Consider the following 21,101-nt stretch of genomic DNA (forward strand, 5'->3'; position numbering starts at 1 on the left):
TGGGCAAACCTTTAGGAGCCGGCCCCAGATTTCTCCAAGGGAGTCGGCCCAGGCTGACCGCATGCACCTCGCTCCCAGACCGCGGGGCCTGGCGCTCGCCACCGTGCTGCCGGCCGTCGTCGCCGCCGTCACGATCGGGCTGCTCGTGCTGCTCGGAGCCGGAGGTGGTCCGGTCGACCTGCCGGGCGGACTCCCCGACGCCGGGAGCGCCACGGGTTGGGCACTGCGGAGCGCCGGACTCTGGGTCGACCTGAGCGCGGCGCTGACGACCGGCGCGCTGCTGGTGGCCACCCTGCTGCCCGAGCCGGCGTACGTCGGGCGGGCGCGAGCACGCGCCCTGTCGCTGGGGCGCAGCTCGGCGATCGTCTGGGCGCTGGGGACCGCCGCGCTGGTGGTCCTCGAGGCAGCGGACACGGCGGGCGTGCCGGCGCACCGGCTCACCGCGCACCTGCTCTGGACCGCGTCGTCGAACCAGCAGGGCGCAGGGCTGGCGCTGACGCTGCTCGGCGCCTGTGGGCTGGTCCTCGCGGCGGCCCCCCAGGCATCGCCACGCACCGCACGTCTCCTGCTGGTGCTCGCCGTGGCGGCGCTGGTCCCGCTCGCGGCGGCCGGGCACTCCGCCTCGACCGACGACCCCGACCTCACCGTGTCCGCGCTGGTGGTCCACGTCGTGGCCGCCTCCCTCTGGGCAGGCGGGCTCGCGGCACTCGTCGTGGTGATCCGGGGTCACCGCAGCGCGGCGGCCGTGGTGCTCCCGCGCTTCAGCGTCGTGGCGCTGGGTGCCTTCACGGCGCTGCTCGGCTCGGGGATCATCGCCGCGCTGGCGCTGCTCGACGCGTCGACGACCGCCTGGACCAGCCCCTACGCCGCGGTGCTCGCCGTCAAGGCGGCGCTCCTCGTCGGGCTCGGTTTCCTCGGTCACCAGCAGCGGCGCCGTGCCCTGCGCCAGGTCGCCGACGGACGGGACGGGGCGTTTCGCCGGCTGGCAGCGACCGAGCTCCTGCTGATGGGTGCGGCCTTCGGCGCGGCCTCCGCACTCTCCCGCACCCCGATCCCGGAGCCGGGCGTCTCGGCGGGCGATCACGCCGCCTCCGTCCTCACGCCCCTGGTCCCCGTCTCCCTCGCCCGGTTGGTCCTCGACTGGCGGGTGGACGCGATCGTGGTGCTGGTGCTCAGCGTGGCTCTGGCGGCCTACCTGCACGGCGTACGACGCCTGGTCCGAGCGGGCACCAGGTGGCCGGTGACGCGGACGGTCGCCTGGACCGCCGGGCTCCTGCTCGCGCTGGTCGACCTGTGCTCGGGCCTCGCGCGCTATGCGCCCGCGCTCCTCAGCGCACAGGTGACCCAGCTGCTCGTGGCCCTGCTCGTGGTCCCCGCCCTGCTCGCGCTGGGTGCTCCGCTCAGCCTGCTCGCGAGGCACGGCCGCGCCCCCGTCCGCGGAGCCGGGCTGTGGGCGCACCCGCTCACCGGCAGCGGGCTCGTGGTCGGGCTGCTCCTGCTGACCTACCGCACGCCGCTCATCGAGCTGTCGTTGCGCTCGGTGTGGGTGCACGGGCTGGTGCTGGCGCTGGCGCTCGTGTGCGGCTCGATCCTGCTGTGGCCGCTGCTGGGGGCCGATCCCGCCCCCGGCGAGCACAGCGCCGGCGAGCACGCGCTCGGCCTCGCCGTGGTCGCCATGTGCCTGCTCGTGCTCGCCGTCCAGCTGCGTCTCGGCGACCAGCTGCTGGCCGGCTCCTGGTTCATCGCGCACGCGCCGGAGGGGGCCGACCCGGTCGCCGACCAGCGCCTCGCGGGCGCCCTGGTCGCCGTCTTCGCCGCGACGAGCCTCCTGCCGATGCTGCGCCTGACCCACCGGGGCGGCGATCAGTCGCGCGGCGGCCAGATCCGGACCACGACGCGGCCGAGCAGGTCCCAGGCCGGCACCGCCCCGTAGTCGCGGGAGTCGATGGAGTTGCCGCGGTTGTCGCCGAGCACGAAGACCGCGTCCGGGGGGACGCTGAAGGTCTTGCTGAAGTAGCCGTCGACCAGCTCGTGGTCGACGTAGGGCTCGTCGACGGCGAGCCCGTCGACGTAGAGCACCCCGTCGAGGATGACCAGCGCCTCCCCCGGAAGGCCCAGGACGCGCTTGAGGGTGACCCGCCCGTCCTGGGGCGAGACGAAGGTGACCAGGTCGCCTCGTCGTACGTCGTCCACGTCGGGTGGCGTGCGGCCCACCAGCACCACGTCCCCCACGGCGAAGGTCGGCTGCATGCTGGCCGACTCCACGCGCACCGGGGTTGCGACAAGGGCGCGCACGAGCACGACGCCGACCAGCGCGACCAGCGCGACCAGGGCGAAGCGACGCCGACGGCGCAGCGACCAGGGGGCTGGCCGCCGCGCCGCCCCCAGGCTCTCCCGGGGGACCGCGTCCCATGTCGGCAAGGCTCAGACCGGCGGCGCTGCGGTGACCGGGTGGTTGGGGTGCGACCAGGAGAGGTCGACGGCCCCGTCGGCTCCCGCGACGAAGAACTGGCCCATCATGTCGTGGTCCTCGTGGGCCAGGTTGTGGCAGTGGATCATGTAGCGCCCGCCGCGATCACCGGTCAGGCCGGCCTGTCCGGTGGAGCTGCCGTCGGGGTAGGTCTTCGGCGCCATCGTGTAGCTGACCAGGACCTCCACGATCTCGCCCTCGCCGACGTAGACGACGTCCTTGGGCCCCTTCTCCCAGGGCTGCACACGGCCCGCCCCTCCCTTCCGCGAGAGGATCTGGAAGTCGACGAGGTGGATGTGGAGCGGGTGGAACCAGCCGCCCGACTTGTTCTCGATCCGCCAGATCTCGACGTCACCCGAGCGGGGCCAGTCGCCGGGGGCGGTGAAGATGTTCCAGCTCTGGGCCTGGATGTCCTCCCACGACATCCCGTTGATGAGGAACTCGTTGGTGACGTCGTCGTGCTCGAGCTCGATGTCACGGGTGCGTCTGGCCATGCTCCTCGTGGCGCGCATCACCGGGTGGATCTCCTCGGCCGGTGGCGTGCGCACCTCGTTCCACCGCGAGTCCGTGGCCTCCGAGGTCACCCGGAACTGCATCACCTTGCCGGTGTGGAGGTAGTCGACGTTGTTCTTGTTGCTGGCGTTGCGCAGCTCGACGGTGTCGCCGATGCGGCAGTCCTTGAAGTCGACCATGATCTCGTAGCGCTCGGCCCCGGCGTGGCGCCAGCTGGTGACCTGCTGAGGCACCATCAGCCCCCCGTCGGTCGCGACGACGTAGGTCGGGAGCACGGCACCGGTGCGGGTGTTGACGAGCTTGAGGTTCATCGAGCGCGAGACCGTCGCCAGCAGGACCCGGAAGCGGTAGAAGCGGCGCTCGACGTTGAAGTAGGGCCACGGCACGCCGTTGACCATGATCACGTCACCCCAGAGTCCCGAGTGGTTGCGGTCGAGGTAGGCCAGCGTGCCGTCCCGGGCGAACATCGCGTCGGAGACGACCAGCGGGATGTCGAACCTCCCCTGAGGCAGGTTCTCCCGCTCCCAGGGGTTGTGCAGGTGATACTGCGCGAAGAGCCCGCTGTAGGCGTTCTGCGCGGTGTGGTGCACCCCGTGGTCGTGGTACCACAGCGTGCGCGGGCCCTGGAAGTTCGGATACCAGTAGTCCTTGGACTGCCCCGGCGAGGTGATGTCGTCGGCGAAGCCGTCGTACTGCGGCAGCGAGGCCGACCCGTGCAGGTGCACCGAGGTCGCGACCCCGCCGTAGCCGAAGGTCGGGTGCATGGTCGGCAGCGCGTTGGTGACGCGCACCCGCACCCGGGTGTTCTGCTCCACCTTGATCAGCGGGCCGGGGATCGTCGGGCCGGCGCCGCCGACCGCGTAGCCCAGGACAGGCGTGGCGGGGGCACCGGCGTCGAGGATCTGCAGGTTGGCGGCCCGCTCGGTGATCTCGTAGAGCAGGTAGTCGCCGTAGTCGTCCACCATCCGCGTCGGCGTGATCGCCATGGGCACCCGCAGCGCGCGAGCGAACCGTGCCGGCTTCGCCGAGGTGCTGATCCAGTCGGAGGTGCTCACCGACTGGCCCAGGGGCACCGTCATGCCGAGCGCGGTGACGCCCGCCCCCAGTCCCCCCAGCTTGAGCAGGTCGCGTCGCTTGATCGATGCCATGATGGAAGTCCCCCGTCACGTGGTCACTGGTGTCTGTCGCCCCGAGACGCAGGACCAGCCTGGTCGGAGCACCTTGGGGATTCCTGGGGTCTGAGACCCTGGTCGCATGCCGTTCATCCGCTCGGCGGGGCTGCGCGGGCTCCGCGCGACCATCACGTCGCTGGACGGCGACGCCGACCACTACGCGCGCCTCGGCGGGCTCGACCCGGCGGCGCTGGACGCCGACGACATCCTGATGCCCGACCTCGCGGCCGCCACGACGCTCGAGCTGGCCGCGGCCGACCTCGACTGCCCCGACCTCGGGCTCCGGGTCGCCGGGCACCAGGACCTCTCGTTGCTGGGGCCCCTGGCGCTGGCGATCCAGAACGCGCCGACGGTCGCGGAGGCGCTGGAGTGCACCTCGCGCTACCTCTTCCTGCACGCACCCGCGATGCGGCTGACCCTGGAGCCCGACCCGGACGGCGTCGACGGCGTCGCCGCCCTGCGCTACGACGTGACCGCACCGGGGGTCGCACCGCCGCCCCAGGGCACCGACCTGTGCCTTGGCTCGCTGCACCGCGCGATCCGGTCGCTCATCGGCGAGGACTACGAGCCGCTCGGGGTCGACCTGCCGCACCCGCCGCTGGCGCCGCCGGCGACCTACGAGGCGTTCTTCGGCGCCCCCGTGCGCTTCGACCGCCCCAGCGCGCTGCTGCGCTTCCCGAGCCGGCTCAACGACGTGGCGCTGACCGGCAGCGACGAGCGGGTGCGCCAGCTCGCGCTCCAGCACCTGGCCGACCTCTCACCGGCCGAGGCGGCGCTGGTCGCGCCGACGGTCCGCAGCGCCGTCGACCAGCTGCTCGGCACCGGAGCACCCGAGATCGGCGCGGTCGCGCGGATGCTGAGCCTGCACCCGCGCACGCTCCAGCGGCGGCTCGCCGACGAGGGCACGTCGTTCGCGCTGATCCTCGACGAGGTGCGCTCCTCGGTCGCCCGGCGTTACCTCGAGACGACCGACCTGCCGCTGTCGCAGGTGGCCGGCCTGATCGGCCTCTCCGAGCAGTCGGCGCTCACCCGGGCCTCGCGACGGTGGTGGGGCCAGACGCCGCTCGCCGTACGACGTGTCGCGCAGAGTCAAAGAACTGTCGCCTGAAGTCAAGAATTCGAGGAGGACGATCCGCGACACTGGAGGCATGAGCCTCCAGCAGAGCACCTCCCACCTCGACGTCGTGATCGTCGGCGCCGGCCTCTCCGGCGTGGGCGCGGCCTACCGCGTGCAGACCGAGCGTCCGGGCACGTCGTACGCCATCCTCGAGATGCGCGAGAGCCTCGGCGGCACCTGGGACCTCTTCCGCTACCCGGGCGTGCGGTCGGACTCCGACATGTACACGCTGGGCTACTCGTTCAAGCCCTGGTCGGGCGACAAGTCGCTGGCCGACGGCGCCTCGATCCTCGACTACATCCGCGAGACGGCGACCGAGTTCGGCATCGACGAGCACATCACCTACGCCACCAAGGTCGTCGCGGCCGACTTCGACACCGAGGCCTCCCACTGGCGCCTGACGCTGGAGGACACGCGCTCCGGCGAGACCCGTGAGCTGACGTGCGGCTTCCTCTACTCGTGCGCCGGCTACTACGACTACGACGAGCCCCACGCACCCAGCTTCCTGGGCGCCGAGGACTTCGCCGGCGAGGTCGTGCACCCGCAGTTCTGGCCCGAGACCCTCGACTACGCCGGCAAGAAGGTCGTCGTGATCGGCTCCGGCGCGACCGCCGTGACGCTGGTGCCCTCCATGCTCGAGGGCGAGGGCGCCGCGTCGCACGTGACGATGCTGCAGCGCACGCCCACCTGGATCAGTGCCGTGCCCAGCAAGGACGCCAAGGCCGCACTCATCAAGTCGGTGCTGCCCGCCGGCCTGGCCCACCAGGTCGTCCGCGCCAAGAACATCGCGTTCTCCACGGCCGTCTACCAGTTCTGCAAGCGTCGTCCCGAGTCCGCGCGCAAGCTGCTGACCGGCATGAGCGCCAAGTTCCTCGGCGACGAGCAGATGGTCGCCGACCACTTCACCCCGACCTACAACCCGTGGGAGCAGCGCCTGTGCGCGATCCCCAGCGGCGACCTCTTCGTGTCGATCAAGAAGGGCGAGGCGGCGGTCGTCACCGACACGATCGAGCGCTTCGTGCCGGAGGGCATCCTGCTCACCTCGGGCGAGACGCTCGAGGCCGACATCATCGTCACGGCGACCGGTCTGCGCCTCAAGGCCTTCGGCGGCATCGAGCCGCACGTGGACGGCGAGCGCGTCGAGCTGTCGGAGCAATACGTCTGGAACGGCGCGATGATCACCGGCGTCCCCAACTTCGCCATCTGCATCGGCTACACCAACGCGTCGTGGACGCTGCGCGCCGACCTCACCCACCGCCTCGTCACCAAGGTGCTCGGCTGGATGGAGAGCCAGGGCCACACCGCCGTCGTCGCCCGACCCGACACCGAGCTCACCCCGCAGCCGCTGCTCGACCTCGCGTCGGGCTACGTCCAGCGCTCGATCGGCTCCTTCCCGCGCCAGGGCGACCGTCGCCCCTGGCAGGTCCGGCAGAACTACGTGCTCGACTCGATCACCACGCTGCGCACCCCGCTCGACAAGGCGCTGGTGCCGGTCGAGGCACGCGAGCGGGTCGGCGCGTGAGCTGGCAGCCCGACGTCCTCGGTGAGGGCTACGAGCAGCTCACGCTCGACCTCGGCCCGGACCCCGACGGCGAGGGAGACGCGGCAGCCGTCCTCGTGCGCCGCGCGACGCGAGACGGCGAAGCCGTCGACGGTGCCGTGCTCTACGTGCACGGTTTCTCCGACTACTTCTTCCAGACCGACCTCGCCGACTTCTTCGCCGGGCGCGGCCACGCGTTCTTCGGGCTCGACCTGCGCAAGTGCGGCCGGGCACGACGTGACGGCCAGACGGCCCACTACGCCGGCGACCTGGAGCACTACGACGTCGAGCTGGAGCAGGCCCTCGCGCTGATCACGGCGGCTCACCCCGGGGCGCCCGTCACCGTCGTCGCGCACTCCACCGGCGGGCTGATCACGCCGCTGTGGCTCGACCGTCGTCGCCGCGCGGGACGCGTCGCGCCCATCTCCGGTCTGGTGCTCAACAGTCCGTGGTTCGACCTGCAGGGCAAGCCGGTCATGCGTGGGCCGTTCACCCAGGCGCTCCGCGTGCTCGCGCGGGTCCAGCCCTTCCGCGACCTCGACCTCACCGACTCCGTCTACGGCAAGAGCCTGCACATCAGCGGGAGCGGCGAGTGGGACTACGACGTGGCGCTCAAGCCGCTCGAGGGCTTCCCCGTCACGGTCGGCTGGCTCAACGCCGTACGCCGTGGGCACGCCAGGCTGCACCAGGGCCTCGACGTCGGCGTCCCCTCGCTCGTGCTCCGCTCCGACAAGACCCACTACTCCCGCACGCACAGCGACGCCAGCGACCGCGCCGACACGGTCCTCGACGTGCGCCAAATCGCGCGCTGGGCCGGCTGCCTCGGCGGCCCGACCACCGTCGTGCCGATCCCCGACGCGCGCCACGACGTCTTCCTGTCGCTCGCCGAGCCGCGCCGGCTCGCCTACGAGGCGGTCGACGCATGGCTGGACGCGAGGACCCGCACCCGGGCGTAACGCCCGGCGCTCCTCGCGACATGAGGAACCGTGCTCCTCGCCGACCAGCTCACCGTCATCATCCCGGCCTACAACGAAGAGGCCTCGATCGCTGACACGGTGCGCAGCGTCCTGGGGCAGACCACGGTCCCGGCCCGGGTGATCGTCGTGGACGACCAGTCCACGGACGACACGGCGGCGCTGGCCCGCGCTGCAGGGGCCGAGGTCGTCTGCCCGCTCGAGAACACCGGGTCCAAGGCCGGCGCGCAGAACCTCGCGCTCGACCTGGTCACCACGCCCTACTGCATGGCCATCGACGGCGACACCACGCTCGCGCCCGACGCGATCGAGCTCCTCATGAAGCCCTTCGAGGGAGACCCGGCCCTCGCGGCCGCGTGCGGCTTCGTCGTCCCCCGTCACGTCAGCACCATGTGGGAGCGCGGGCGCTACGTCGAATACCTGCTGTCCTTCACCTTCTACAAGCCCACCCAGGACTACTACGGCAACCCGCTGATCTCGTCGGGGTGCTTCTCGGCCTACCGCACCGACCGGCTGCGCGAGGCCGGCGGCTGGTCGGAGCGCACGCGCGCCGAGGACATGGACCTGACCTGGACCTTCTACCAGGCCGGCCACCGGGTGCGCTTCGTCCCCGACGCCGTCTGCTACCCCATCGAGCCGCACGACCTCGACTTCATGAGCAAGCAGCTGCGGCGCTGGTCGCACGGCTTCGTGCAGAACGTCCAGCTGCACTGGCGCGGCATCCTGCGGCTGCCGTTCCTCAGCACCGTGGTGGGGATCGCGCTGTTCGACGCCGTCGTGGCCTCGCTGATCTACCTGATCGTGCTGCCGCTGCTGGCCATCGTGCTCGAGGCCCCCTTGCTGCTCCTGGTCTACGTGATCGACGTGCCGGCCGTGCTCGTGCCGGTCCTGGTGGGCGCCTGGCGCCGCGGCGAGGTCGGCCGCGCGCTGGTGTCGTTGCCGAGCTTCTTCGTCCTCCGCACCGTGAACGGCTTCTACATGCTGGAGGCGCTGGTCACCGAGGTGATCCTGCGCCGCCCGCTCCTGGTCTACGAGAAGGGTCACTGACATGAACAACGCGGGACTTCCCGGCACGGGCCTCGGCGGGCTCTTCTACCTGCTGCTGGCCCTGGGCATGCCCATCGTCGAGCTCGGGCGATCGGCGGTCGGGCGCAGCGGCCCCGATCGCCGGCGACAGGCCTTCCAGCAGTTCGCCATGGCGTGCGCGATCGTGGCGTCCGTGGCCGGCACGATGGCGGTCTACCTCCACCTGGTCGACGCGCCGAACCCCTTCGGTCTCGACGGGCCCGCCCTCGTGACGGCGCCCCTGGTGCTGGCGGTGCTGCTCCTCGCGGTGCTGGTCGTCGGGCTGCGGGTCTGGGCCCGGATCGTCCGCGACACCGTGCCGGCGACCTGACGCAGGTCGTCGCCGACCTCACGCGTCGTCGAGCAACGTCCTCAGCCGGCCCAACGCCCGGTGACGAGCGACCCGCACGGCGGTCGGGCTCATGCCGAGCGCGCGCGCCGTCGTCCGCACGTCGAGCCCACCGACGTCGATGCAGGCGACGACCTCCGCCTGGCGCGGGCTGAGCTGGTCGAGCAGCCGCCTGACCGTGTCCTGGCCGTCCACCTGCGCCAGCGGGTCCTCGCCGGTCGACCTCGCGGGATCGAGGGGCACGTCGGTGGGATCGGTGCGGCGCCGCACCGCGGTGCGGTGGCTGTTGGACGCGTGGTTGCGGGCGATCGTGAACAGCCACCCGCCGAAGTCGTCGTCGGAGCCCCGGAAGTCGTGCATCTTGCTCGAGGCGGTCAGCCACGCCTCTGCGACCAGGTCCTCCGGTGACGAGGAGTGGTCGGCCAACGGCAACGCGCGCAGGAGCGCCGTGATCCGGGTGGTGTGCAGGAGGTAGAGGCCACGCCAGGCAGCCTGGTCACCGGCACGGGCTGCCGTGACCAGCTCGTCGGAGCCGTGTGCCACCCGCACCGCTCCTTCCGTGACGCTCGAGAACCCTGGTCCTCGAGCGAGCGTAACGATCGGCAGGTCCTGTGACATGTTGGTGGTGTGAAGCGTTCCTCACGCGCCGACGTCTCGCGCCTCCTGCGCGAGCACTCGGCCCCTGCCCGTGTCGACGAGGACTTCGTCGCCGGGCTGGCAACGCGGGCGCAAGCCGCAGCCGACGTCGAGGCATCCCCCCGTGCCCGACGTCGGCTCCGAGTCGCCGCCCTCGCCGCCGCCATCTCGCTCGGCACCGTCGGCGGCGGTCTCGGTGTCGCGTACGCCGCCGGGATCGTCGCCCCGCCCTGGGACGAAGCCCCCTCCGTGCCGACCACCCCGACCGCTCCGCGCACGCCCCCTGCTCCGGTCACGCCGACCGATCCGGTCCCCTCGACGCCCGGCGTCCCTGCGCCGTCGACGGCGCCGCCGGCCGGCAGCGACCCGAGCCCCGGGCGTGGCTCGTCCAGCCCGTCCGACGTGCCGTCCGACGTGCCTCCCGCGGGTCCGACCGGATCTCCCGGCGGCCAGCCGAGCGATCCTGGCAGCCAGGGACAGGGCAACGGACAGGGCAACGGGCAGGGCAACGGGCAGGGCGCTGGTCAGGGCAACCGGCCCGAGGACGTGCCCGGCCAGGGCCGGACGCCCGAGCCGGGCAGCAACAACGGGATCGGCAACGGCAGTGGCAACCCGCCCGACGGCGTGCCCGGCCCACCGCAGGACCCCGGCGGTCGGGGCGACCGGTTCGAGGAGCCCCCGCCCGGACCGTGAGAGCCTGTCGGCCATGACGGCGGACCCGCAGGTGCAGGCACCCCGGCGCGGCCGGCCGGGCTATGACCAGGCAACGGTGCTCCGGCGGGCGATCGACCTCTTCAACCAGCAGGGCTACGACGCGACCAGCATCGGCGACATCGCCCAGGACCTCGGGCTCACCAAGTCGGCGATCTACCACCACGTGCCGAGCAAGGCCCACCTGCTCTCGGCGGCCCTCGACGAGGCGCTCGGCGAGCTGACGGCCGCGATCGACGAGGCGACGGGGCAGGGCGCGACCGGCTCGGCCGAGGTCCGGCTGCGCACCGTCGTGGAGCGCTCCGTGCGGATCCTGGTCGACCACCTGCCGGCGGTGACGCTGCTGCTGCGCGTGCGCGGCAACAGCGACGTGGAGATGGCCGCGCTCAAGCGGCGACGCGTGCTGGACGACAAGCTCGCCGCGCTCGTCTCCGCCGCCGTCGACGAGGGTGCCGTGCGCTCCGACATCGCGCCCGAGCTGATCAGCCGCCTGCTCTTCGGCCTCGTCAACTCGGTCGTCGAGTGGTATCGCCCCGACGGACCCGTCGACGTGGACACCCTCGCCCGCTCCATCACCGACATGGCCTTCGCGGGGCTCAGCCCGGGCTGAGGTCGTCGGTCGACTCGAGCTGACGCCGTCGGTCGAGCAGCGAGCGCAGCGAGCGCCCGTCGAGACCACGGCTACGCGTCGCCCAGCGCCGGGTTGGGTCGACCGGTCGAGCGGCTGCGGCCGCGGAAGATCGCCACGACGACGTCGTCCTGCGCGCGTGCCACCGACACGTCGTACACCCCGGAGCGACCGCGCAGCGCGACCTCGGTGGCCGTCGCGACCAGCTCGTCGCCGGCGCGGCCGGGCTCGAGGAACGTCACGTCGAAGCCCGCCGCGACCGTCACGGTGCCGCGGGAGTTGCAGGCCACGGCGAACGCCGAGTCGGCGAGCGTCGCGATGAGGCCGCCGTGGCAGGAGCCCCACCCGTTGACCATGTCGTCGCGCACCCGCATCGTCACCGTGGCCGTGCCGGGGCCGGCCGCCACCACCTGGATGCCGAGCAGGCGCGAGGCGGCGTCGCCCTCCCCCATCGCCTCGGTGCTGCGGCGGGCTACCTCGGCGGCGTTGTCGGCGGGCATGGCGACGAGACTAGGCGTCGAAGTCGACCGTGACCGCGTCGCTGACGGGGTGGGTCTGGCAGGTGAGCACGAAGCCGCGCGCGACCTCGTCGTCGTCGAGGGCGTAGTTGCGGCGCATGTCGACCTCACCCGCGGGCACCAGGGCGCGGCAGGTGCCGCACACCCCGCCCTTGCAGGCGAAGGGGAGGTCGTGGCGGGTCGCGGCCGCGCCGTCGAGGATCGACTGGCTCCGCGGCACCGTCGCTGTGGTCGTGCGACCGTCGAGCACGATCGTCACCTCGCTGACGTCTCCCTCGACCACCGCGTCCTGCCGCACGAGCTCCGGCGGCGGCTTGTCGACGTAGAAGAGCTCGAAGTGGACGCGGTCGGCCGGGACACCGAGCTCGCCCAGCACCTCGCGCGCGTCGGCGATCAGCCCGAAGGGCCCGCACAGCCACACGTGGTCGAGCGCGCCGACGGGCACCAGCGCACCGAGCAGGCGACGCAGCCGGTCGGCGTCGAGGCGGCCGGAGAAGAGCTCGACGTCGCGCGGCTCGCGCGACAGCACGTGGACCAGGTCGAGCCGGGCGCCGTGGCGGTTCTTGAGGTCGGCCAGCTCCTCGGCGAACATCACCGAGGCTGACGTCCGGTTGCCGTAGACCAGCGTGACCTGCGTGTCGGGGTCGGTCAGCACCGTCGAGGCGATCGAGAGCATCGGGGTGATGCCCGAGCCGGCCGCGATGCACAGGTGGCGGCCGCTGGTCGTGGGGTCGGCCCGGAAGCTGCCGGTCGGCGTCTGCACCTCGACGACGTCGCCCACGGCGACCTCGCGGACCAGCCAGGAGGAGAAGAGGCCGTCGGGGATCTCTCGCACGCCCACGCGCGGGGCCGCCCCCGCAGGGGCGCAGATGGAGTAGGAGCGGCGGTGCTCCTGGCCGTCGATCGTCCGGCGCAGCGTCAACGACTGGCCCGCGGCGAAGTCGAAGGCGTCGACCAGCTCGTCGGGCACGGCGAAGGTGATCGCAGCCGCGTCGTCGGTGAGGTGCTCGACGGCGGCGACCGTGAGCTCGTGGAAGCTCGCACGGGCCATGGCTCAGATCCCCTTCACGTGGTCGAACGGCTCGAGGCAGCCCGAGCAGCGATACATCGCCTTGCACGCTGTCGCGCCGAACTCCGAGGTGAGGCGGACGTCGGCGGAGCCGCAGCGCGGGCAGGTCAGCTCCCGCCTGGTGGGCAGGAGGCTGAGCGGGACGGGCCCGTCGTGGCGCGGCGCCGGGCCCGGGGCGGAGATCCCGTGGTCGCGCAGCGCGCGTCGGCCCTCGTCGCTGATCCAGTCCGTCGACCAGGCCGGGGTCAGGCTCACCCGCACGTCGACGTGGTCGAAGCCGTGGTCCGCGAGCCGGTGGACCAGGTCGTCGCGCATGGTCGCCATGGCCGGGCACCCGGAGTACGTCGGCGTGATGGTCACCGTGAGCGTCTCGCCGTCCTGCGTGACGTCGCGGAGCACCCCGAGGTCGGCCAGCGTCAGCATCGGCATCTCGGGGTCGGTGACCTCGGCGGCGACGCGCCGGGCCAGGTCGAGGCTCACCACAGCCCCATCGGGTGGGCGCGGGCCACGACCTGCATCTCGGCGAGCAGCCGACCCATGGCCTCGGTGTGACGGCCCCCGCGACCCATCTGGCCGTTGACCGCACCGGTCGGCGCGACGTCGGGCCGCTCGACCCCGCTGGTGGTGAGGACCTGCTCGAGGACCACCCCGACCTCGTCGGCCAGCCCGGACGGGTCGACGCCGAAGCCCTGGTTGTCCGCGGCGGTCTCCACGGGGTGCGTGCGGAACAGCTCGTCGTACAGGGGCCAGACGAGGGCGAGCCCGGCCAGCAGCCGGCGACGCGACTCCTCGGTGCCGCGGGCGAGCGTGAGGAACCAGCGGCCGGCGTAGTCGCGGTGGTAGGTGACCTCCTTGACGCCCTTGGTCGCGATTGCGGCGAGCACGGGGTCGTTGCTGGCACGCAGGCGCTGCAGCAGTGCCAGCCGGTAGGTCGAGAAGACCAGGAGCCGGGCGATCGTGACGGCGAAGTCGCCGTTGTCGGGCTCGACGAGGCGCACGTTGCGGAAGCCCGCCTCGTCGCGGAAGAACGCCAGCGCGTCCTCGGGCGGGACGGGCGAGCCCTCGGGCAGCGGCGGCACCACGGCGGAGTCGGCGGCCGCGGCCCGGGCCAGCAGGAGCCGCGCCTGGCCGAGGAGGTCGAGCGCGATGTTGGCCAGCGCGATGTCCTCCTCCAGGTCGGGGGCGTTGCTGGTCCACTGGCTCAACCGGTGGCTGTAGATCAGGGCGTCGTCACCCAGCATCAGGCAGTAGGTCGCGAGGGCGCCGGCGTCGACGCCGGCCGGGATCGTGGTGTCGACGCCCGCGAGCGGGTCCTCGAACGACGTGCCGAAGGCCCAGCCCTCGGAGTCACCGAGCAGCCCGTCGTAGACGCTGTCGTGGTCGCTCATCACAGGTGGGGGACGTCGTCGGGGATCGCGTAGAAGGTCGGGTGCCGGTAGACCTTGTCGCCGGCCGGCGCGAAGAGCGGGTCCTTCTCGTCGGGGCTGGACGCGGCGACCGCATCGGCCCGCACCGCCCAGATGCTGATGCCCTCGTTGCGGCGGGTGTAGACGTCGCGGGCGTGCCGCAGCGCCATCTCGTCGTCGGCGGCGTGAAGCGAGCCGACGTGCACGTGGTTGAGCCCGCGCTTGCCGCGCACGAAGATCTCGTAGAGCGGCCACTCGGCCTGGATCCCTGTCATCGCTCCCCCACGGTGGTTGAGGTGCGAGCGGAGCGAGCCACCACGGTGGTTGAGGTGCGAGCGGAGCGAGCCTCGAAACCCGCGAACGCCATGGCGGCCTCCCGCACCCACGCACCGTCGTCGTGGGCGCGCTTGCGGTGCGCGATGCGCTGCGCGTTGCAGGGACCGCTGCCCTTGATCACCGCCATGAATTCGTCCCAGTCGGGCTGGCCGAAGTCGTGGTGGCCACGCTCCTCGTTCCACACCAGGTCGGGGTCGGGGAAGGTCACGCCCAGGGTCTTCGCCTGGGGCACCGACATGTCGACGAACTTCTGGCGCAACTCGTCGTTGGTGTCGCGCTTGATCCCCCACGCCATCGACTGCTCGGTGTTGGGCGAGTCGGCGTCGGGGGGCCCGAACATCATCAGCGCCGGCCACCAGAACCGGTCGACCGACTCCTGCACCATGGCGCGCTGCTCGTCGGTGCCACGCATCATCGTGGCCAGCAGCTCGTAGCCCTGGCGCTGGTGAAAGGACTCCTCCTTGCAGACCCGGATCATCGCTCGGCCGTAGGGGCCGTAGGAGGTCCGGCACAGCGGCACCTGGTTGCAGATCGCGGCGCCGTCGACCAGCCAGCCGATCGTGCCGACGTCGGCGTAGGACAGCGTCGGGTAGTTGAAGATCGAGGAGTACTTCTGCCTGCCGTCGATCAGCTTCTGGGTCAGCTCCTCGCGGGAGACGCCGAGCGTCTCGCACGCGGAGTAGAGGTAGAGCCCGTGGCCGGCCTCGTCCTGGACCTTCGCCAGCAGGATCGCCTTGCGCCGCAGGCTGGGCGCCCGCGTGATCCAGTTGCCCTCCGGCTGCATCCCGATGATCTCGGAGTGCGCGTGCTGGGCGATCTGGCGCACCAGCGTCGAGCGGTACTTCTCCGGCATCCAGTCGCGCGGCTCGATCCGCTCGTGGCGCTCGATGACGGCGTCGAACGCCACCTGGAGCGCGGTCTCGTCGTCGTACGTCGACGTCGGTGCCGTCGTCGTCATGTCCACCTCCGGAGCGGGGCACCGCCCCATTAGCGACCGATCGGTCAGTAACTACTGTGCCACGCGGTCCCGCCCCTGTCACGGGCGACGTCGTGGGCTACGGAATGCGTCGTTGAGACACCCTCTCGCTACGATATAGATCGATCAGCCCCATCCTTACCGTCCGATCCGTCACTCCGGAGCGCCCATGACCACCACGCCCTCGATCGGCACCTCCCTCTCCGAGGCGCTCGACGCCGACGTCGTCGTGGTCGGCGCCGGCCCGGCCGGCCTGATGGCCGCCCGCCGGCTCGAGGCCGCCGGTCGCAGCGTCGTGGTGCTGGAGGCGCGCGACCGCGTGGGCGGGCGCACCTGGAGCGACACGATCGACGGAGCCTTCCTCGAGATCGGCGGCCAGTGGGTCTCGCCCGACCAGACCGAGCTGCTGGGCCTGCTCGACGAGCTCGGCAAGCAGACCTACCCGCGCTACCGCGAGGGCCAGTCGATCTACCGCACGCCCGAGGGCGAGGTGGTCCGCTACGACGGCATCGACCTGCCGGTGGGCGAGGCCACCGTGGCCGAGATGAACCGTCTCACCGCGTTGCTCGACGACCTCGCCGGCGACATCGGCTGCCACGAGCCCTGGGCGCACCCCCGCGCCGCCGAGCTCGACCGGATCTCCTTCCACCACTGGCTCCGCGAGGTGTCCAGCGACGAGGAGGCCTGCGACAACATCGGCCTCTTCATCGCCGGCGGCATGCTCACCAAGCCCGCGCACGCCTTCTCGGCCCTCCAGGCGGTCCTCATGGCCGCCTCGGCCGGGTCCTTCAGCAACCTCCTCGACGACTCCTTCATCCTCGACCGACGCATCGTCGGTGGCATGCAGTCGGTCTCGGAGGCGATGGCTGCCGACCTGCAGGTGGTGACGAGCAGCCCCGTCCGCACCATCCGTACGTCGGAGCACGGCGTGGTCGTCGAGTCCGACCTGGCCGTGGTCACCGCTCGGCACGTCGTCGTCGCCGTGCCGCCCAACCTCTACACGCGCATCAGCTATGTCCCGCCCCTCCCCCGTCGTCAGCACCAGATGCACCAGCACCTCTCCCTGGGCCTGGTCATCAAGGTGCACGCGGTCTACGAGACGCCGTTCTGGCGCGAGCAGGGCCTGTCGGGCACCTGCTTCGGCGCGACGTCGCTGGTCCAGGAGGTCTACGACAACACCAACTACGAGGACCCGCGCGGCACCCTGGTCGGCTTCATCTCCGACGAGAAGGCCGACCACCTCTTCGAGCTCGACACCGACGAGCGGCGCGCCGCCGTCCTGGGCTCGATCGCGGACTACCTCGGGGACCAGGCCCTCACCCCGGTCGTCTACTACGAGTCCGACTGGGCCAGCGAGGAGTGGACCCGCGGCGCCTATGCCGCAAGCTTCGACCTCGGTGGACTGTCGCGCTGGGGCAAGGACCAGACCGCACCCGTCGGCCGCATCCACTGGGCCAGCTCCGACACCGCGTCCGAGGGCTACCAGCACGTCGACGGCGCGCTGCGTCGCGGACGGGCCGCTGCCGAGGAGATCCTGGGCGAGGGCGACTCCCCTCGCTGAGCTGCACGACCTCTACTGCTCCGGCAGAGCGTCCGGGTCCTCCTGCTCGGCGGCCTTGAGCGCCTGCTCACGGACCCGGGGGCCCACCACGCGGATGAAGACCACGCTGATCGCCAGACCCGCCACGACGGCTCCCACCGCGACCGACGCCATCAAGCCAACGCTCTCCGAGCTCTTGAGGACCAGCCCGCTCAGGTAGAGGACCAGCCCGAGGGTCAGCAGGAAGAACCCGATGCGCTTCTCCGCCAGGAGCGCGGCGTGGGTCGACAACGCGTCATCCTCCCCCACCGCCACGCCCTCGTCGCCGATCTGTTCACGCAGCTCGACGATGGACTCAGCGTTGTGGGCGTGTGACAGCACGCCGGCGCCCACGAGATCCAAGGCCACCCCGCTCACCACCAGCACCTCGGTCAGCAGCGACACGGCACACCCCTTTCGTGGGCGAACAACTCACCCCGCGCAGTCTCCCACCGGAGATCTGACGGCGTCGGGATGGTCGTCGTGCCGAGAAATGCGTCAGGCCCGGTCCAGCGGACCGGGCCTGAGGTGCTCTGTGCGCCTGTAGGGATTCGAACCCCAAACCTTCTGATCCGTAGTCAGATGCTCTATCCGTTGAGCTACAGGCGCGGGTCGGACGGCGTGCCGCGCGACTGGATGACAATAGCCGAACCGGTCTACGACGACGAAATCGGTCTCGACGGGCGTTCCTCGCTGCGCTCGTCACTGCTCGACCAACGTGGCCGGGGCGTTCCTCGCTGCGCTCGTCACTGCTCGACCAACGGGGCCGGGGCTTTGGTCGTGTGTGAGGTGGGACACGTGCCGTTGAACGATCCAATAGGTCCCCCCTAGCGCCACGAGTAGCCTCACCGCAACTTGTCGCCGCCAACGAAGCCGCGCGATGCAACCACAACTCCACGACACCTCCGTCGACACGCTCGACGGCGCGGACCACAGTCTCCGGGCTGGGGCCGTGAATGCGCGAGAGGGAACAGCAACGATGCCCAATGTCGAGGCCGCACTGGACGCAGCTGGGGTCACCAACCCCAAGGTCCGCGAATACGTCCACTACTACGCCGAGCTCACGGGCGCCGAGCGCATCGAGGTCGTCAGCGCCGCCGATGACGCGCGCCTGATCCAGGAGGCACTCGAGGCGGGCGAGCTCGAGCCCGCCGGCGAGGGTCGCTACTACTCGCGCAGCTACCACAAGGACACCGCGCGCTCCGAGGAGCGCACGATCGTCGCGACGAGCAACCCCGAGGACAAGGGCGTCTACAACAACTGGCGCCCCGCCTCGGAGATGAAGCCGATGCTGGAGGACCGCATGCGCGGCGCCTCCGCCGGCAAGACGATGTACGTCATCCCCTACCTCATGGCACCTCCGGGCAACACGCTGTCGCCCTGGGCCGCCGGCGTCGAGCTCACCGACACCCGCACCGTGGTCCTGCACATGATCCGCATGGCCCGCGTCGGCATCGACTTCGTCAACGAGCTCGAGGACCCCGACAGCTTCGTGAAGGCCGTCCACGTGACCGGCGACTTGGAGAACCTCGGCCAGGGCACCCCCGACGACCAGCGCTACTTCGTGACCGTGGCCGACGAGCGCACGATCCTGCACTACGGCTCGTCCTACGGCGGCAACGCGCTCCTGGGCAAGATCGCCCACGGCCTGCGCCAGGCGGCGTACGACGGCTGGGCCTCGAAGAAGTTCCTCGCCGAGCAGTACATGCTCATCGGGATCCACGACAAGGAGACCGGCAAGACCTACCACATCTGTGGCGGCTTCCCGAGTGCCTCCGGCAAGACCAACCTGGCCATGATGCTGGCCCCCGACGCCCTCGGCGATCGCTACCACGTCTCCTTCTACGGCGACGACATCGCCTGGCTGTGGGTGGACGAGGAGGACGGCAAGCTCTACGGGATGAACCCGGAGTACGGCGTCTTCGGTGTCGCCAAGGACACCAACGAGGTCACCAACCCGACCGCGCTCCACTCGGTCGACACGGGCACCGGCACGATCTTCACCAACATCGCCTACAACGCCCAGACCCACGAGGTCTGGTGGGAGGGCCGCACCGCCGAGCCGCCCGCCGACCTCGCCGGCTGGCTGGACTGGAAGGGCTCCCCCATCGCGGAGCGCGAGGAGGGCGACACCCTGCCCTGGGCGCACCCCAACAGCCGCTTCACCACGACGCTCGACAACGTCCCCAACATCGCGCCCGACTACAACGCCGCCAAGGGCGTCCCGATCGACGCGATCATCTTCGGTGGCCGCACCCGCGACCGCGAGCCGCTGATCCGCGCGATCACTGACCTCGCCGAGGGCGTCTACGACGGCCTGACGCTCGGCGCCGAGGCCACGGCCGCCGCCGAGGGCGTCGAGGGCCAGCTGCGCTACGACCCCATGTCCAACCGGCCCTTCATGGCCTACGGCGAGGGCGACTACGCCGCGCACTACCTCAAGATCGTCGGCGCCGCCAAGGAGCAGCCGATCTTCGCGCACGTCAACTGGTTCCAGCGCGACCCGGAGGACGGCCACTTCCTGTGGCACGGCTACCGCGACAACCTGCGCCCGCTGCTGTGGCTGCTCCAGCTCAAGAACGGCGAGGTCAAGGGCCGCCAGACCCCGGTCGGCATCATCCCCACCGAGGACGAGCTGGTCCTGGACGGCATGTCGACCAAGCCCGAGGACCTCGAGAAGATCCTCACCATCGACGTGGAGCGCTGGAAGCAGGAGATGGGCTTCCGCGAGGAGCACCTCAAGCAGTTCGACCGGCTGCCCGAGGAGATCTGGGAGGCGCACCGTCGCGTCGCCGCGGCCCTGGAGGCCGAGGAGGACTGAGTCCTCACCGCTGACACCGCAACGGCCCCGCCCAGGTCTGACCTGGGCGGGGCCGTTGGGCTGTGTGGGAGCATGACCGCGGGACAAAGGGGCAGGCTGGACAAGGAGGTTGGGGTGGTGGCGAGCTACGGCCCGGACGAGCGCGCCCTCTTCGAGAGTGCCTCGGCCCGGCTCTTCGAGACCATCGTCGGCCTCGGCGGCATCCCGACCGGCGATCCCCGCATCGCCCCCGGCTCCGAGCAGCGACCCGCCTTCGACCTGCTCGTCGAGCTCGGCCTGGTGCTGCTCGACAAGGAGACCGACACCTGGGTCCCCGAGGACCCCAGCAGCATCCAGTCGCGCGTCGTCTCCCCGCTGAGCCAGGAGGGCGCGCGGCTGCTCGACGAGTCGTCGCACTGGGCACGGGTCTTCGGTGGCCTCACCCAGACCTGGCGTCGCTCGCCCATGTCGGCCGTGCGCGGACCCTTCACCCACATCCACGACGAGGCGATCGGGCCCTTCCTCACCGGCCTGGTCTCCGAGTGCGAGGAGGAGCTGCTCACCGCGCAGCCCCAGACCGGGCGCGACGCGCAGTCGCTGGCGGCCGCGGCGCTGCGCGACACCCAGATGCTCGAGCGCGGCACCAAGATGCGCACGCTCTACCAGCACAGCGCGCGACGCAGCTCGGTCACGCACAAGTACGTCGCCGCTGTCACCGCCCGCGGTGCGGAGGTGCGCACGCTCGACGAGTTCTTCAACCGGATGCTGGTCTTCGACCGCCGCATCGCCGTCATCCCGGGGCGCGACGACCTCCGGGTGGCGATCGCGATCCGCGAGCCGTCGGTCGTGGCCTACCTGGTCGACATCTTCGAGCGCACCTGGGAGCGGGCTCGCCCCTTCACCAACCGCGACACCACGATGATGAAGGGCATCGCCGCCGAGCAGCGCGCGATGACGATCCGGATGCTCATCGAGGGCCACTCCGACCCGGTGAGCGCCAAGCGGCTCGGGGTCAGTCCCCGGACCTACGCCGGCTACGTGGCGGACCTCAAGGACGAGTACGAGGCCGAGACCCGCTTCCAGCTGGGCTACACGATGGGCCAGCAGGGCGTCTCGGGCACCGAGGAGACCGCGGAGACCGACTGACGCCGCAGCCCGACAGCGACAGAGGCGATGCCTCCGGGGGTCTGGTCGCACGGCGCATGCCCGTGTTGAAATGCGGCGAGGGGGGTGACTCGAGTC

21 protein-coding genes and 1 tRNA gene are annotated in these 21,101 nt (G+C 71.4%); 11 read left to right on the forward strand and 11 right to left on the reverse strand.

Going from position 1 to position 21,101, the window contains the following annotated elements:
• Nucleotides 1–61 precede the first annotated feature (61 nt).
• The gene (locus AAG827_RS03600) at nt 62–1,933 is read left to right on the forward strand and encodes a cytochrome c oxidase assembly protein (protein ID WP_341924443.1); all 1,872 of its coding nucleotides are present in this window, start codon (nt 62–64) and stop codon (nt 1,931–1,933) included.
• Here the strand turns inward: AAG827_RS03600 and lepB are convergent.
• Together lepB and AAG827_RS03610 are read right to left on the reverse strand one after the other, a co-directional pair.
• Nucleotides 1,864–2,421, reverse strand: coding sequence for a signal peptidase I (gene lepB, locus AAG827_RS03605; protein WP_341924444.1), 558 nt, complete (start codon nt 2,419–2,421; stop codon nt 1,864–1,866). The genes AAG827_RS03600 and lepB overlap by 70 nt on opposite strands.
• Nucleotides 2,422–2,424: 3 nt before the next feature.
• A complete protein-coding gene (locus AAG827_RS03610) occupies nt 2,425–4,131 on the reverse strand; it encodes a multicopper oxidase domain-containing protein (protein WP_341924445.1) in 1,707 nt (568 codons plus the stop codon).
• 106 nt (nt 4,132–4,237) lie between these two features.
• Between AAG827_RS03610 and AAG827_RS03615 the strand changes: the two genes are divergently transcribed.
• Genes AAG827_RS03615 through AAG827_RS03635 form a run of 5 tightly spaced genes read left to right on the forward strand, consistent with a single transcriptional unit; the run spans nt 4,238 to nt 9,182 of the window.
• Entirely contained in the window at nt 4,238–5,263 is a 1,026-nt protein-coding gene (locus AAG827_RS03615; RefSeq protein WP_341924446.1) for an AraC family transcriptional regulator, read from the forward strand.
• Between the two features lie 40 nt (nt 5,264–5,303).
• On the forward strand, nt 5,304–6,794 hold the full coding sequence (locus tag AAG827_RS03620) for an NAD(P)/FAD-dependent oxidoreductase (protein WP_341924447.1): 1,491 nt from the start codon (nt 5,304–5,306) through the stop codon (nt 6,792–6,794).
• Entirely contained in the window at nt 6,791–7,768 is a 978-nt protein-coding gene (locus AAG827_RS03625) for an alpha/beta hydrolase (protein ID WP_341924448.1), read from the forward strand. Before AAG827_RS03620 ends, AAG827_RS03625 begins: the two co-directional genes overlap by 4 nt.
• A gap of 30 nt (nt 7,769–7,798) precedes the next feature.
• On the forward strand, nt 7,799–8,833 hold the full coding sequence (locus AAG827_RS03630) for a glycosyltransferase (protein WP_341924449.1): 1,035 nt from the start codon (nt 7,799–7,801) through the stop codon (nt 8,831–8,833).
• Between the two features lies 1 nt (nt 8,834).
• Nucleotides 8,835–9,182: a hypothetical protein gene (locus AAG827_RS03635; protein ID WP_341924450.1), complete on the forward strand. Its 348-nt coding sequence runs from the start codon at nt 8,835–8,837 to the stop codon at nt 9,180–9,182.
• Between the two features lie 18 nt (nt 9,183–9,200).
• Here the strand turns inward: AAG827_RS03635 and AAG827_RS03640 are convergent, their stop codons facing one another.
• The gene (locus AAG827_RS03640; RefSeq protein ID WP_341924451.1) at nt 9,201–9,743 is read right to left on the reverse strand and encodes an RNA polymerase sigma factor; all 543 of its coding nucleotides are present in this window, start codon (nt 9,741–9,743) and stop codon (nt 9,201–9,203) included.
• 84 nt (nt 9,744–9,827) lie between these two features.
• On the opposite strand from AAG827_RS03640, the gene AAG827_RS03645 reads away from it, so the two are divergent.
• Both AAG827_RS03645 and AAG827_RS03650 read left to right on the forward strand, forming a co-directional pair.
• The gene (locus AAG827_RS03645) at nt 9,828–10,529 is read left to right on the forward strand and encodes a hypothetical protein (RefSeq protein WP_341924452.1); all 702 of its coding nucleotides are present in this window, start codon (nt 9,828–9,830) and stop codon (nt 10,527–10,529) included.
• Nucleotides 10,530–10,542: 13 nt separating this feature from the next.
• Entirely contained in the window at nt 10,543–11,157 is a 615-nt protein-coding gene (locus tag AAG827_RS03650; protein WP_341924453.1) for a TetR/AcrR family transcriptional regulator, read from the forward strand.
• Nucleotides 11,158–11,228: 71 nt separating this feature from the next.
• Here the strand turns inward: AAG827_RS03650 and paaI are convergent, their stop codons facing one another.
• From paaI to paaA, 6 genes are read right to left on the reverse strand one after another with little or no spacing between them, the layout of a single operon-like run.
• Nucleotides 11,229–11,675: a hydroxyphenylacetyl-CoA thioesterase PaaI gene (gene paaI / locus AAG827_RS03655; RefSeq protein ID WP_341924454.1), complete on the reverse strand. Its 447-nt coding sequence runs from the start codon at nt 11,673–11,675 to the stop codon at nt 11,229–11,231.
• 10 nt (nt 11,676–11,685) lie between these two features.
• Nucleotides 11,686–12,744 (reverse strand): 1,2-phenylacetyl-CoA epoxidase subunit PaaE, encoded by a 1,059-nt coding sequence (gene paaE / locus AAG827_RS03660; RefSeq protein ID WP_341924455.1) that lies wholly within the window; start codon nt 12,742–12,744, stop codon nt 11,686–11,688.
• A 3-nt stretch (nt 12,745–12,747) separates the two neighbouring features.
• Nucleotides 12,748–13,242, reverse strand: coding sequence for a 1,2-phenylacetyl-CoA epoxidase subunit PaaD (paaD, locus tag AAG827_RS03665; RefSeq protein WP_341924456.1), 495 nt, complete (start codon nt 13,240–13,242; stop codon nt 12,748–12,750).
• Complete coding sequence (gene paaC, locus AAG827_RS03670) at nt 13,239–14,150, reverse strand: 1,2-phenylacetyl-CoA epoxidase subunit PaaC (protein ID WP_341924457.1); 912 nt, start codon at nt 14,148–14,150, stop codon at nt 13,239–13,241. Before paaC ends, paaD begins: the two co-directional genes overlap by 4 nt.
• Complete coding sequence (gene paaB, locus AAG827_RS03675; RefSeq protein ID WP_341924458.1) at nt 14,150–14,443, reverse strand: 1,2-phenylacetyl-CoA epoxidase subunit PaaB; 294 nt, start codon at nt 14,441–14,443, stop codon at nt 14,150–14,152. The genes paaC and paaB overlap by 1 nt, the downstream gene beginning before the upstream one ends.
• Complete coding sequence (gene paaA / locus AAG827_RS03680; RefSeq protein ID WP_341924459.1) at nt 14,440–15,462, reverse strand: 1,2-phenylacetyl-CoA epoxidase subunit PaaA; 1,023 nt, start codon at nt 15,460–15,462, stop codon at nt 14,440–14,442. The genes paaB and paaA overlap by 4 nt, the downstream gene beginning before the upstream one ends.
• Before the next feature lie 187 nt (nt 15,463–15,649).
• Here paaA and AAG827_RS03685 point away from each other — a divergent pair, with 187 nt between their 5' ends.
• A complete protein-coding gene (locus tag AAG827_RS03685; RefSeq protein WP_341924460.1) occupies nt 15,650–17,041 on the forward strand; it encodes an NAD(P)/FAD-dependent oxidoreductase in 1,392 nt (463 codons plus the stop codon).
• A 12-nt stretch (nt 17,042–17,053) separates the two neighbouring features.
• On the opposite strand, the gene AAG827_RS03690 is transcribed toward AAG827_RS03685, so the two are convergent.
• Nucleotides 17,054–17,464 carry a hypothetical protein gene (locus tag AAG827_RS03690; protein WP_341924461.1) on the reverse strand — a complete coding sequence of 137 codons (411 nt, stop codon included), beginning with the start codon at nt 17,462–17,464 and terminating at the stop codon, nt 17,054–17,056.
• A 131-nt stretch (nt 17,465–17,595) separates the two neighbouring features.
• A tRNA-Arg gene (locus AAG827_RS03695) sits at nt 17,596–17,668 on the reverse strand.
• A gap of 370 nt (nt 17,669–18,038) precedes the next feature.
• On the opposite strand from AAG827_RS03695, the gene AAG827_RS03700 reads away from it, so the two are divergent.
• On the forward strand, nt 18,039–19,880 hold the full coding sequence (locus AAG827_RS03700) for a phosphoenolpyruvate carboxykinase (GTP) (RefSeq protein ID WP_341924462.1): 1,842 nt from the start codon (nt 18,039–18,041) through the stop codon (nt 19,878–19,880).
• A gap of 117 nt (nt 19,881–19,997) precedes the next feature.
• Nucleotides 19,998–21,005 carry a LuxR family transcriptional regulator gene (locus AAG827_RS03705; RefSeq protein ID WP_341924463.1) on the forward strand — a complete coding sequence of 336 codons (1,008 nt, stop codon included), beginning with the start codon at nt 19,998–20,000 and terminating at the stop codon, nt 21,003–21,005.
• Nucleotides 21,006–21,101: the final 96 nt, after the last annotated feature.

The sequence above is a fragment of the Nocardioides psychrotolerans genome (assembly GCF_943371775.1).
In the GTDB taxonomy this organism is placed as follows: domain Bacteria; phylum Actinomycetota; class Actinomycetes; order Propionibacteriales; family Nocardioidaceae; genus Nocardioides; species Nocardioides psychrotolerans_A.